Genomic DNA, 13,283 nt, shown 5'->3' with positions numbered 1-13,283 from the left:
CCGCGTTTTTTAACTCGCCAAGACAATGGCTTACATGCGATTAACCGGTGCATTCACAGGTACATCGGCTGCGCCCTGGGTGCCAACTGCACTGGCGTCGCTATCCACCACCAGAGTGCTGGAGCCAGTCACAGCGCCTGTCTCAATATTGTCTGTCGCAGTGCTTTCCGACGCGCTGTCTGCGGTTTCACTTTCCGAAGGCTGAGGCTGCAAGCCCTGGTCTGCTTCAACATCAGCATCGGCAGCGCTGTTTTCGCTGAAGGACTGCTCCAGCAGCATGGCATTGGCAGCATCCATGGCTTCACTGTCTTCAGCAAAATAACCGGCAGCAGGCAAAGAGCCCGAAGCTTCAAGCGCAATACCTGCCTGCGATGCATCGCCCTGAGCCAAACCTGCGGAGGTTTCGGTGGCAATCAGGTTATCGAGGACGGCCCGTGCTTTGTCATCACCGGCGTCCGCTTTGGATGCAGTCAGCGTCTGTAAGCTGTGGCTGATATTGGCAATCAGCGGCGTTTTGGCCACCACCAGCCAACCAATACCAATGGCAGCGGCGAGCCCCACAACCAACTTAAGATGGCTCTTGCCACCTTCCTGTGGCAACACGGCGTTGGCCGGCATGGGCATATCCACGGCATCCGGGCCACGGGTACGGCTGCCCACAAACTGGCCACCGTCGAAAATTTCCATTTGATTGCTGGCCACTTCGCCTTCGACCACGCCGCCATGGACTATGGTGAGTTTCTGGCAGCGCAGCTTACCGCGAAAGGTGCCGCAAACTCTGAGCTCGTGGCAATTCAGTTCGCCATCAATCAGGCCTTCCGGCTCAATTTTGATTTGTCCGGCAGAGCTGATTTTGCCTCTGAGCTCGCCGGAAACCAGCGCGGCGCTTTCCAGCGTCAGCTCGCCTTCCAGGCGGGTGCCGGCGCCAATAAAGGTGATCCCTTGTCCCTTGTTCATTATCCCGTTACTCGTACTTTCGTCAGGCTGTTATTTTTGTGGCGCAAATGTTAAACACATTTGCCGTCAAGGGCAAAGAATAAAAAACGTACATTTTATACTCTGGTGTCTCAGCCTTCGGCAATCGCCTTGTCGCTGAAGTCGGCAAGGTAAGTGCCCGCCTCCAACATGGTGCCCCTGTGGCCCGAGAGCAGCTCAAGGCGCTCACCGTTTTTACACAGAGCAATCAGGGCATAACGACGGCTTCCAAGCGACTTGGCGACCATAAAACCCTGAATATCATTGAGCTTTAGCTGCACCACAAGAATGGGATAAAGGCTGCTTATCCGCCGGGTGAGCAGGCCTCTGCCCTTATCGAGAACAATCTGATGCCGGGCAAACAGGCAGTGCCAGCTCAAGCTTGCCGCCAGCGCCCAAATCAGCACCCGCTCGGTGTTACCATCAAACCCCAGCAGGCCAAAAATCAACGTTGGGATAAGCGGAATCGCCCCCACCACCAACAAGGCAGCGCGACTGCCAAGCTCCAGGCGACCCTGGGCCGAATTCTCTGACGTCCATTTCATACAGGTATTCGCTCTTGTCAGTGGCCAAGCAACATCAGTGCAAAACCGAGGGCAATAAACAGCGGTAGCGGCAACAGCAGCAGCCACAGGGAACCGGCGCGCCAGGCAAGGGACTGACTAGGCTGTGGACCTTCCCCCCCATTGCAAGCGGCCACAGATGCTGACGAGCCAATATCCGCCTCCGAGCCAACTGCTGCCAGCGGGCACAATTCGGGCCAGCGGCTTATCCGCTCAAACCCTTTGGCACCGGTCGCCTGAGCCAGCGACCGCACCAGGGCTTGCGTTTGGGCCTGCTCGCCTATGCTGTAACGGGCTTTGGAATCTCCGGCATACAGACTGAGCCAACAGCCCTTTTCAAGGGCACCAATAGGCTCGGCCACCAGTTGCACCTCGGCCATGGGCCAGCGCTGCTTTACCCTGGCGGACAGGCCGTAAAAACTGCGTTCACGCACCAGCGCATCAGCGCGAAACACCCAGTGCTCACGTAATCCGAGCAGCCCCAAAGCCAGCAGCAACAGCAGCGGCGCAATAACGCCATACATGAATGCCTCACTGCCATCGAGCACCAGTGCCATGACCAAAGACGAAGCCATGGGCACCAAGGCAATCACCCCAAAGGTTATTGCTTTGATTTGCCACTCGCTTAGCAGGTACAGCTCGCCGCTGCGGCTGCGTTTAAGGTGCATTCGTGCCCCGGGTCCCAATGCCTGAATATTCAAATCGGCGGCCGCTTGGCCTGAGCGGAACTGGCTCACCGGTTGGTCCCTCCCGGCAGCTCTGCCAGCCTTGTGGCCCCGAAGCTACAGCGGGTCATAACAGTCGCCACACCCGACTGCTCCGAGCGCGCCATGCGCCCGGCAAGCTCGCGGCTATCAAGCCCTTTATGAATAAGCACCGGATCGTCCCGGCCATCGAGGGCGGCCAGGTCGTCACAATTGCCGGACTTGATACTCACTGTTGTGCCTTTTAGCGCTGCCAGACTCAGCCAGTCGCCAACGTCGGCATTGGCAAGCTGTATGCTGCTGACGTCGAGAAGCCCATCGAAACCAGTCAGGGTGACGTTGGATAAAATCAGGTTATCGATACCTGATAGCGTCGTGATGTCGTCGATGTGGGTATTTGACAGCGCCAGCATCGACAAGGCCGGAAACTGGCGTAAATCAGCGAACTTGACTGATTTTCCGTTCAAATCGCATTGCAGCAACTCAAGCTCGTCTGTCATGGTTACTGACATCGACCTGGCAGCTTCCTTAATGCAGCCGCCCAGCGCAGCATCCGTAAACGTCACTGCACTGATAAGCTGAGGTGAAGCAGCCGAAAGAGAGGGCGCCTGCGGCGTATCTGCCACGCGATTGTCAGTGCCTTGAGAACTCTGCCCGGCAGTGTCTGGCTGTGGCATCAAGGGCTGTGCTATCAAGGGCTTGGCTATTGAGGATTTGGCCGTATCATCGGTTGGCGTCTGCCCGGCCTGTGCTTCCATCAGCGCCGCCAGCACCTCGGCGTTATCGCCCTTACCTGCCTCGGCCATCAGCGCAGACACATCCTCTGCGGCCAATGTGGAAATAAGATTGATGGCAAGGGCATCACCTTCCTCACCACTGAGCCCCTTTGCGAGCGCAGGCGCCTCGTCCAGCAGCACGCAATGCCTGAAGGTGGCCCCCAGGGAGATGACAGACACTACCCGGGCGTGGCTGATTGTCATATCCATTACCGCCGGATAGGCTTGTTCCTGACTGCTGAGCCCCTGATAACCTTCAAGGCGCTGAATATAGGCATCTATGGCGGCAAGTTCGGTATCCATTTGGGTAAGCGGGGCTTGGCTTTGGCAATGGCTGCCAGTCGGCATAGCGGCAAGCATGCTGCCAAGATGGGCGCGATACTGACGCGCCAACTGCTGCTGGGCATTGGCATCCTGCAAAAAGCGGCTAACCCAGCCCTCCCGCAGCAGCGCTGTTGCATCACCATTGTGACGCTCAAGTCCATTACGAAACGCCTTGTCATCCCAGCCATGCTCAATGGCCTTGCTCTGGCGCACCAAAGGCGCTGTGCTGGCATCAAACTCGGCAATCAAGGCATCACGATCGGCAGCAAAAGCAGTGCCCGCCAGCAGCATAGAAGCAAGCGCAGTGAGAGACAGAGGGCGATTTAGCATAGTGTCATCCTTGATATTGCAATGCCCAAAGGCATATTCAGAGGTTATTGGTATTCGGCTATCCATAAGGACAAAGGCTCTGCTGAGCACCATTGCCAGAAGCCTTTCTCTACCAAGTCGCTGGCCTCGGCAGCATCCCGCCCCTCAAACAAGCGCCAGTTTTCCTCGGCAGACTTGAGCGCATGCTGCCTTAAATGCCCGCTAACCCCTTCGAAGTCAGCCGCTTCCAGCAAAAAAATGCTGCCATCGCGGTAGTGTTCCCATGGCACTTGATCTTTGGGAGCTCTTTGGTGATTTTGAAAAAACGCCTCGGCGTAGATACTGGCCGAACTGCCTGCGGCAGCGCAGTCATCCCAGCGCTTGCAGCGGTAGAAGAACTCATCTTCCTCTTCCTTGGTTCCGCTGAGTTCCTTATAAGGACAACTGGTTTCAAAGATGTCCCAAGGTCGTTCGATATGGGTTTCTGCCATGCGCTTGCGGGCAAGCTCTAACTCATGTGGCTTGGGCATGGCGTCCATCAGCGCGTCCAAAAGAGACTTGCCCTCATCTGCCATCGATGTGGACTGCAGCAACAGCAGCAGAATGCCAGCCATAGCCTTAATGACCAGAGTCTGGGGAATTGAATGTTCACGATTCGATTTCAACGCTGGCATCCTTATTTTCCACACTTCAATTAAAATCAGGCGCCTGAAATAAGGCGCCTGAAGTAAGGCGCCTTTAAATTACAAGCCGTTCAGATGAGCACGGATGACAGGCGTAAAGGCGGGGTCATAACTTAACCACAACCAATTAAGCGTCTCGGTATTAAATGCCTTGTTCAGGTCAACTTCACCGATTACGCCCGCTTCTACCAGCCAATATTCGCCTTCATCCAGGGATAATGCCTGCTCAGGCACACCACTGATGGTTTTCAGGTGCACCAGGGTTTTACCTGCCACACTGTTATCGAGTGCCCAGCGATAGCCGATATCTTCACCCGGCCCCATGGCATCTTTTATCACAAACTCATCATCACCCTGGATTTCATATAGCCCATCGGCAAACTCGTAAGGCCACAAGGCCGCCACTATGGCTTCGCCGTTAATCTCGGCCGCAGCAACGGTAAAGGGATAGCTGATAGCACCTTGCGATCGGCACAGCACATCGGCAGTTTGATGGTAATTAAGACGATAAACGGTATTTGGCCAGTCCAGCGAGCCCAGTTTAAGCTCAGGCGGCAAAGCTGCTATCAGGGTTTGGAACTCACTGTCATCGCTGCGGAATTTATCCACTGTGGTCTCAACCGCTACCATGGTGCCTTCATACACCCGGGTCAGACGGTTGTCCTGAAAAATTGGTTCAGGCCTTTGGTACCCTTGGGCCCCCTCTTCCCCAACCCAGCGGGAAAGCTCAGTATTCCAGCACTCAGATGCCAACTCATGACCGTCCAAAGTGGTTCGCATAAGCTGGCCGTTGATTAGGGTCAACCAAAGCCCGTTCGCTTCGGCGCCCGCGCGCAGTTCAACCACCTTGGAATCCCCCAGTTGGGCGATACTGAGTAAATGGCTGTCGCCGTCATCATCACTTTCGTTGTCCAAAAGCTCAGACCAATTGGCCTCAGACATTAGCCGCTCATCAATTGGCGAACTGATATAACCGAGGTTTTTAAGCACATCGCTGACCCGATAACGCAGATTCAGCGGATCGCTCGCGAGCCAATCGGTCACACTCAGGCCTGCCTCATCGGCAAGACCGGTAAAGAGACTTTTGCCAACAAACATCACTTCTTCCGCCGCCAGTATTTGCGGTAACTGGCCATCTATCAGCATTTCAATATGGTCAAGCAGCGCCAACGCGTCTTTAAATTCCGGCTTGGCCGTGTCATCTGCGGTTATTTGATAAGGGCTGGTGGCAGAAACGGTAAAAATACCGGGCAGAAGCAACCCAAGGCGTGCTTCAACAGCGGCCTTATCATCACTGCCAGCTGCGTTCATGCGCCTGGCTTCAAGATCGGTCAGCGGATTAATAGTACCGCTATGCTTGCTATGGGCAAGCAAACTGGTGCGTGTGCCAGCCGCTGGAGCATTTGAAGCTCCCACAGGCGACGGCATTGCCAGCCGCAGCGGCTGTTTAACAGCACTTGCCACCGGCAACACTGCAACCAGTTGATATGCTTCTGTTTCATTACTACTTTGCCAGTTCAGGGTAAAAGCACCGTCGCTATCGGTGGTAGCGCTGGGCTCCCCGCCGTCGCAGCTGGCATTGAAATTAAGGTCAGCGCAAACCTGTGCACCAACCAAAGCCCCGGCAAAACTGGCGGTGCCCACTTGCTCATGCGCAAACTCTACAGGAGGGATAGGCTCAATGGCGTCGGGGGCATCGGTATCGGAGCCGCCACAGGCGGACAACATAAGGGTAGCGGCCGCTATGGCCGTCAGGCGAAAATCTGGGGGATTCATGAAGACTTCCTGTTGGGCGATAAAGCCCTAATCCATTTCTCTCAAAAGGTGCTGCCGGAGGAAGCCCTCCGGCTATCCGCGTCACAAACTGCGGTTAGAAGTACAGATTTTCGACCTGTTTGCCGTTCACCACCAATTCGCACTTGTCGGCGGTGCTGTTTTTGGAGGATTGAATAGCACCGGCGATGGCACCGAAGGCGCCGCCTTGCTTACCAAGTACAGAGCCAAAGTAGCAGTTACCCTTGATATTCATGTCCTTGTATTTGGCATTCAGGTTCTGTGTGGGGGTGTATGGAGGGAAAGAGCCTTGCATGATGGGGTCTCCATTGACCTTAAGCACCAGCAAGTTTTTGCGCTCGTCGAAACTGCCACCGAAGGTCAGGTCAACGCCGTCAACGGCAACCTTTTTCTCCTGCGCCACCCGAGGCGCCGGCTCAGTGGAAGAACAGCCTGCAAGACCCAGAACAACTGCGACCAAAGAAACATACTTCAACTTCATCATTTTCACTTCCTGTTGTTAAAAAACTTATCCTTTTAAAGCACCACCGGTAGTGCAGATTACTTGTAAAAATGGCGCTACCGGGTAAATTCAAACTTCTTATATTTCATAGAAATACCAGTTACCTTCAGACTCAAACCAGTCACAATAGTAGCTCCCAACGAATTTGACCCCATAGCTATACTCAATCCTCACCATTCTGGTGGCATTGGGATACAGCTTCTTAAGTTCCTTGGGCAAGGGCATGACTCCAGAGTTTGAAACATCCAAGGTAAAACTTTCCAATGGCGCTAGAATCACATTAAAGTCCGCGATTTTACGAGCGACCATTTTCTTGGCTGATTTCCCTTCGTTCCATGACTGCCGCATTGGATGAAATCGCTCAAAGATAGCCTGCTCATCTTTGGCTTTAAGGTCAAGCAACACCTGATCACAGCGGGGCTTAAAAACCTCTGTCAAGGCCAAATCATCTGTGTTGGCAACAGCGCTAGCCGACGCGAGAACTAGTACGCTTGACAAAAGTTTTTTCTGCTCAACCATCATCCACCACAATTCCTTTTCCGTAAAAATTAACGTTATTAAATACTAAAAAAACACGCCAGACATCCATTTAATCACAATATTCGTGTCTCTTGTGAACTCCGTCTGCATCAAGGCGCATTATATATCACCCATTCTTTCGATGCTTCTCTATAGCCAAAATTACAGAACGAATTGCGGTTAATTTGTGAAAAATCTAAATCTATATTTACTGTGTGAGTGTTGATCAATCCACGCTTTTCTCCTGACTTATCTCTTGTGTTGTGGTCAACATCTCCAACCTTTAACTCAGGGCGTCCGTATTTAACAACTTTCGCAGTCAATTTATCAAGCTGCTTCTGAATAGACTTTTTCCCAGATTCCCACTGTTTTTCAGGATATTTCGCTTTGTCCATTCGATAAAACTTAATCACTTCATCTAAATCGTTATTCAATGCAGCGGTGTAATAGTCGACACACAGCTGTCGGAGTTTATCTGTATCGGATTCGTCTGCTATCACCGAGTAACTATTCATAAACAAAATCGACAGCAAAATACTAAAAAAACCATAATTTTTCATAATCCTACCCTAAAAGTGTAAAAAGGCCTCTTTACGCATTACGAAAAATGAATAAAAAGACCCTGTAAAATGTTTAATCAATAATTCCGCTACTTAACAACTGACTAGTCGCATTGGGCTGGATTTCACCCTGAGAGCATTGAGATATCACGTCTCCACGCCCCGGACTGACCTTGACTGTCCATGATGCCTTATCATTGGTTTTTTGCAACAGTGTCTTTGATGTTAACGGCGAACCATTTAAAACTTCGACGTTATCCGAAAAACAAACATAGTAGGTACCACGAGCATCGGGAACAGTATCAGCATTCATAATCACGGTATATTCACCAGGTGCAATAGTTTTATTCAACTCTATTGCTCGCTGCCCTTCTGTTTGCATAACCAAACTCTTGCCATCAATGGATACAGTAAAAATGTCGTCAGGATCATTACCATTATCACCAAACCTGATAGTGATGCCACTCTCGACAACAGTTATTGGGTAACTGTTTACCGCTGGAGTACCATTTACTGTCAATTTAAGCTCACCTGTTACCGCACCATCAGGTACGATAACTTTAAGCCGACTTTCACCTGCTGAAATAACATTAGCTTTGATTCTGGTGGAAACGCCTTGGAATGTGACTATGTTTTGCTCAGCTAAACTGCTGAATCCTACGCCGTCAATCAGTATCTCTCTTCCAACAAAAACTTTATCTGGATGAACTGAGGTAATCTTAATGCCATCGAAAAATTCAATATCTTTGTATACTTTACTGTCGGAAACCTCAACAAACACTCTAAGAGGACCAGTTGCAGCTTTTAACTTTTCACTCTCTAACATCACATGGTCAATTTTACTACCATCGTTAACCAGTTGAGACATACTAACTGGATGATCATATAGTTCGACATCATCACTCTCATCCTCAGTCCCCTTGGTATCTATAACCTGCACCTCTGGATAAATTTCACCCAAAAATCCATCAACAGGTAGAAAACCGCCTCCCTCAATAATTAGCTTCACATCGCTATCAAGTTTCTTTTTATTAATAGCAGCAGGAATGGTTGCTGAAATAAATACTGGCCACTTGACCTCATATCGAATTAACCCCGGGACATTTATAAGATCATAGGCGGTATTTGCAACTTGGTTAAACGTATTTGTAAGCATTAACAGATCATGTAAAAGCTTTACAAAAACAGCAATTTCGCCAGCAACAGGGACAGCCAAAGGCGCGACGTACTGCGCTATCCTTTTTACGACAACTTCAATAATATCTCCAGTACCAAGTTTCTGAGCAATTATACTAATAAGTTTACTGGTACCATTTGCGTTAAGCAAATCTGTTACTACAATATCAAGAAACTTTTGGGTAATATCTATGGGAGTTTTCTGTTGGGATAATTCTATTGCCTTCTTAAAACTTGGATAAAGTTCTTCTAATAAAGAAGCAACCCATTTACGGTCACCGATTAGATCATCATCTCCCAAAACAAGGCCGATCGCTGGTAGTATGATCTGTTCAACCGAGGTTCTCAGCAATAACAGTTCTTGAGCACTTAAAGCAATGTCAGTGACAGGTTGGTTACCAGTAAATCCGGGTGTTACAACCTCAATAATACAGTCATGATAATTACACTGCTTGTAGTCCTCTTTTGTAACCGATAGATTTAATACCCCCCAATCCTGGGGACCAATCATATCTGCGTGAAACCAAGAATCAATATGTGGAAATGCAATACTCTCATTACCTAGAATATTAAACTGAGCGCTTAAAAAAAGTCCCGTATCATTGTCGACACCAAGATTGCCATCAAAAACTAGGTCTCCAAAATTGTCCCATTTCTTGGTCGGATAAACGTCAATAACATCTTCATATTCATCCCAATCAACAACTATATCTGGGCTGTATCCGTCAGAAGATCCTGATAATTCTTTGCGACCAGCTACCATTGATTTTTTATTTTTTCCGTTAGCCTGTCCTTGGCTAACGGAAAAATTTCTGGAAAACTCTATCGCCGCGTTTACAGCATCCGTTCTAATACTATCATAAATGTCGTCATCTTGATAACCTGGGTTTGCAGAGTGATCAGTTATGTATTTAGCCAGAGCTATAACTTCTGATAAATTTGACACCGCAGAGTGGAATTCACGAAGCTTATCTTGAGGTAATCTTTTATTCATATCCGAGTAATAAAACACCTCGGCTACGGCTGAACCTAAATATGTGAAATCAATATCTTTAGTATCAGAAAACACTGTTGAAAACAAATATGGCTTACGACTATCCGGTGTGTTTGAATACATTAATATTGCAACATCATAACCTGGAGATACTACCAAAGGTGAGTTGAGCTTCTCTTTTGTAAAAGTAGCTCTTTCCCCGTTAGGACTAAAGGCAGAAACCGCAAAAAATGATTCAACATTATCTATCGGCAAGTTATCGATAGAAAGTTCAATCTTTCGCCCTATTTTAATAGTCATTTCATTACTCTTACCGTAAGAGGTTAGCAATGAAACTTTAGATTTTCTCGCAGTTATATCTGGTAATACAAAGGACAAACTCCCCTCTGAATAGATTGTAGAATCTACTTGTTGATCATCTATAAACACCTTGGTATCGCTAAAAAAGTTAACACCTTTTACTTCTATAATATCGCCTACTTGATAATATTCACCTTGAAGGCTTTGCACTATAGGTATACGCTGATTTACATAATTAATAGGTAGCGCATTAGATCTATTTCCGCTAGCCGAATTGTAGTATACACTTCTTGCAAGCCTAGGTAGTTTGAACAATATTTCACTTGCGGAAATATTGTTCACTGAAATATTTATAGGTGGATTGTCTGCCCCCATATCAAAAACTAACATACCATTATCTGTAAATCCATTACCAGAAAGACTATGAGCTTCACCAGCAATATTTACTTCACCAATTCTTTCTCCAGATAGAACATAAGAGATATCATAAATTGAGATATATCCATCCTCTCCAGGAAGTTTTTGCTTATTCCTAACGGTAGGTTCAAGATCATTAACGTCTAGCAATCCGTCTGAATCATCATCCGTATCGTAGAAGTCAAATAGTCCGTCGTTGTCTAAGTCCTTGGGGCTTCCGACATCCCCGCCGGCATCACTAGTGTCGTTGCTACCATTACCATCTGAATCTAAATCGGCAAAGGACGGTGCACCGTCTAAGTCAAAGTCGAAAACGCCTTCAAGTCTATCTTTAATACCATCGGCATCAGAGTCATCATCCAACCAGTTGGGAATACCATCACCATCTACATCATGTAAATATACATCATCATATTCATAAACGTAGAATTCATTTGAATCGAAGACCCGGTCATCATCAGAATCTTGTGCTCCTGGTAAAAAGCCAAACGCTGACTCTATAGCATCGTCGATTCCATCGACGTCTGAATCAGTAAATACACTCACTTGATAATTAAAGTCAGTACCGCCATTTCGGTCTTTATCATTCACAACAAGATAATAGTCTCCGGAATACCTTAAAGAAAATGTTCCAACGGCCTTATGTCTACCTATAGGTTTGTAATTTGTAGGAAGCAGTTGAATCGACTCACCTTTATTGTCAAAAATAGTAATGTACGGATCAAACTCGGCATTATATGAAGTCAGCAGAACAGTAATAGTTTGGTCTGCCTCAGAAGTGAACTTATACAGATCGGTATCATTTTTTTGTTGAACATTACCTATCACTGTAAACGGGACCGCCGAGCTGATAGGTGTGGCTACTGACAGGTTGTTGTTGAATTCGGTATCTTCAAATTTTGTATACTTACTTTTTGTCTTATCAAAAGGATAGTCATCCTGCTCGTCAGGGACGCCATCACCATCCTCATCTTTATTTTCCCATGTGCCAACCTGATTACCCGGAGTAGTAGGGTTACCGGAGTCTGGTGGAATGCCAGTATCTGGTGGTGTTGTTGGACTTCCCGAATCTGGCACAGAGCCGCTACCTTCATCAGGTTCCAATTCACCATTACAGCCTGTAACTGCCAGCGCGCTGGCAATAAATAATGCCAGAGACAATTTTCTATAGTTCATCATCATTCCCTTAACTTTACATCCTAAAAGGGGTTTGCATCCGCATCATCCCCTGTGAAATCATGGCCAAATAAACATCATCTGTTGCCAACCCAAGTGCGTTGCAAGTAAGTTGCTCTTTGCTTGGTTGGTAAAGAACTGAGGTGACTATTTGCTTAATTGCATAATTGGCAAATGGTACCACCAAGCGATGACACCAACGCACTTCAATTTGTAGCAAGTTCGCATCCTGAATATTAATCTTTCGTCCGTCACCTACATCTTTCTGCACAGTACTTCGATACATCAGATTATCATTTGGTATTTCGTTAACACTGTTATTGTTCACCTTGGCCCGATACTTAAATTGATCAAATACAGCCTTGGTTGGATTAAGAACCTTTAGATCACTCAAAGTAGCAACTGCGATTCTTGCCTCAGCTAGTGCCGAATAACTACTCAGGAGATCGGTATCTCGAACATACAGGGGTATAAGTCCCTCCGCGAGCGCCTTCTCCATTTCCCCCTTATTGCCATGATTCAGAGCGCCCGCTCGTACTGCCTTTATAGTGGCTGCATCCAATGTAGACTTTCCGACATAAATAAACACCCATTGCACCGCCAGCATCATAGAAAGCAATACAAAAGGAATGAGCAGCGGCAAAGCAAGGTTAAACTCAAACATCGCTTGGCCAAGCTGTCTGGATCGCAAGTTCATTTCAAACTCGCCTGCGAGCTGGAGCCCGGCTCACGTTGCAACCTATTGAGAGCATCCAGCAGTGCCGATATCTGTTTGCCTACCGGGGTATTAACATCTCCACGACGATCGATCGATTCCAATATTTCTGTAGATTGCTTTATCCTCACGAGCCCCATGTTATACCAGGCTTTTTGGTTCTCAGGCTCTAACTCCACGCAACGTTGATAGGCTGCGATAGCTGCATCATGACGTCCCGTACGGGTATAGATGTTACCTAATCGGAACCAACCTGGTGCGTAGTTTGGAACCGACTGCAGTACTTGAAGATACTGACTTTCTGCTTGATCTAACTTCGCCAGCTTATAGGACGCCTCGGCCTGCGCCTGCAACGACATAATATGCGGATCACCAACATGTTCCTGTTGGCTGCTGGTTGATGCACACCCCATGGACATGCTCACGAGCAAAGTTACGCTGATTATTTGGCTCAGGTATTTCATTGAAAACTGTCTCCTACTGAAAGTGCCATCTTATCTATTTCTCCAGCGGCAAATTCCATCACTTGGCAGGCTTGGAAGCAGCTACTGGCTCGCCATGGATGTATGGACTTTACCAATTTAGTAACTTTCAACTCAGAATCTAAGTAGACAAGGTCAAGTGGATATCCCATAAAGCAAGTATGTACAGAGCTACAACGGGTTATTAACATAGCTTCACCTTCCTGAAGTGGCTTAAGGCCAAGCAGTCCACGCAGTTTTTGAAACATGCTCTTTGCAACCAAAACCTTAATCAGTTGCCCGCTTTTCTTATGTACCAACCGTATTTTTTCCAT

At 48.0% G+C, this 13,283-nt stretch carries 13 protein-coding genes; all 13 read right to left on the bottom strand.

Annotated elements, in window-relative coordinates:
• Window positions 1-30 precede the first annotated feature (30 nt).
• The 13 genes from MJ923_RS02150 to MJ923_RS02090 all read right to left on the bottom strand — a co-directional run bounded on the left by MJ923_RS02150 (window position 31) and on the right by MJ923_RS02090 (window position 13,283).
• On the bottom strand, window positions 31-957 hold the full coding sequence (locus MJ923_RS02150; RefSeq protein WP_276312933.1) for a bactofilin family protein: 927 nt from the start codon (window positions 955-957) through the stop codon (window positions 31-33).
• A gap of 110 nt (window positions 958-1,067) precedes the next feature.
• Window positions 1,068-1,520: a hypothetical protein gene (locus tag MJ923_RS02145; protein ID WP_240589720.1), complete on the bottom strand. Its 453-nt coding sequence runs from the start codon at window positions 1,518-1,520 to the stop codon at window positions 1,068-1,070.
• Between the two features lie 17 nt (window positions 1,521-1,537).
• Entirely contained in the window at window positions 1,538-2,275 is a 738-nt protein-coding gene (locus tag MJ923_RS02140) for a hypothetical protein (protein ID WP_240589719.1), read from the bottom strand.
• The gene (locus MJ923_RS02135) at window positions 2,272-3,672 is read right to left on the bottom strand and encodes a hypothetical protein (RefSeq protein WP_240589718.1); all 1,401 of its coding nucleotides are present in this window, start codon (window positions 3,670-3,672) and stop codon (window positions 2,272-2,274) included. Before MJ923_RS02135 ends, MJ923_RS02140 begins: the two co-directional genes overlap by 4 nt.
• Window positions 3,673-3,716: 44 nt before the next feature.
• Window positions 3,717-4,316 carry a hypothetical protein gene (locus MJ923_RS02130; protein ID WP_240589717.1) on the bottom strand — a complete coding sequence of 200 codons (600 nt, stop codon included), beginning with the start codon at window positions 4,314-4,316 and terminating at the stop codon, window positions 3,717-3,719.
• Window positions 4,317-4,394: 78 nt separating this feature from the next.
• Window positions 4,395-6,110 carry a hypothetical protein gene (locus tag MJ923_RS02125; protein ID WP_240589716.1) on the bottom strand — a complete coding sequence of 572 codons (1,716 nt, stop codon included), beginning with the start codon at window positions 6,108-6,110 and terminating at the stop codon, window positions 4,395-4,397.
• A gap of 94 nt (window positions 6,111-6,204) precedes the next feature.
• Complete coding sequence (locus tag MJ923_RS02120) at window positions 6,205-6,612, bottom strand: hypothetical protein (protein WP_420854402.1); 408 nt, start codon at window positions 6,610-6,612, stop codon at window positions 6,205-6,207.
• 96 nt (window positions 6,613-6,708) lie between these two features.
• Window positions 6,709-7,152, bottom strand: a complete 444-nt coding sequence (locus MJ923_RS02115) for a hypothetical protein (protein WP_240589715.1) — start codon at window positions 7,150-7,152, stop codon at window positions 6,709-6,711.
• Between the two features lie 107 nt (window positions 7,153-7,259).
• Window positions 7,260-7,709, bottom strand: coding sequence for a ketosteroid isomerase family protein (locus MJ923_RS02110; RefSeq protein WP_240589714.1), 450 nt, complete (start codon window positions 7,707-7,709; stop codon window positions 7,260-7,262).
• Between the two features lie 73 nt (window positions 7,710-7,782).
• Window positions 7,783-11,772: an IPT/TIG domain-containing protein gene (locus MJ923_RS02105; RefSeq protein WP_240589713.1), complete on the bottom strand. Its 3,990-nt coding sequence runs from the start codon at window positions 11,770-11,772 to the stop codon at window positions 7,783-7,785.
• A 16-nt stretch (window positions 11,773-11,788) separates the two neighbouring features.
• Window positions 11,789-12,469: a pilus assembly protein gene (locus MJ923_RS02100; RefSeq protein WP_240589712.1), complete on the bottom strand. Its 681-nt coding sequence runs from the start codon at window positions 12,467-12,469 to the stop codon at window positions 11,789-11,791.
• The gene (locus tag MJ923_RS02095) at window positions 12,466-12,951 is read right to left on the bottom strand and encodes a tetratricopeptide repeat protein (protein ID WP_240589711.1); all 486 of its coding nucleotides are present in this window, start codon (window positions 12,949-12,951) and stop codon (window positions 12,466-12,468) included. The genes MJ923_RS02100 and MJ923_RS02095 overlap by 4 nt, the downstream gene beginning before the upstream one ends.
• Window positions 12,948-13,283 carry a DUF192 domain-containing protein gene (locus tag MJ923_RS02090; protein WP_240589710.1) on the bottom strand — a complete coding sequence of 112 codons (336 nt, stop codon included), beginning with the start codon at window positions 13,281-13,283 and terminating at the stop codon, window positions 12,948-12,950. The genes MJ923_RS02095 and MJ923_RS02090 overlap by 4 nt, the downstream gene beginning before the upstream one ends.

The sequence above is a fragment of the Shewanella zhuhaiensis genome, from assembly GCF_022484835.1.
Taxonomy (GTDB): Bacteria; Pseudomonadota; Gammaproteobacteria; order Enterobacterales; family Shewanellaceae; genus Shewanella; species Shewanella khirikhana.
The sequence above is the reverse complement of the archived record's forward strand: the minus strand, read 5'-3'. Positions and strand labels throughout refer to the sequence as shown.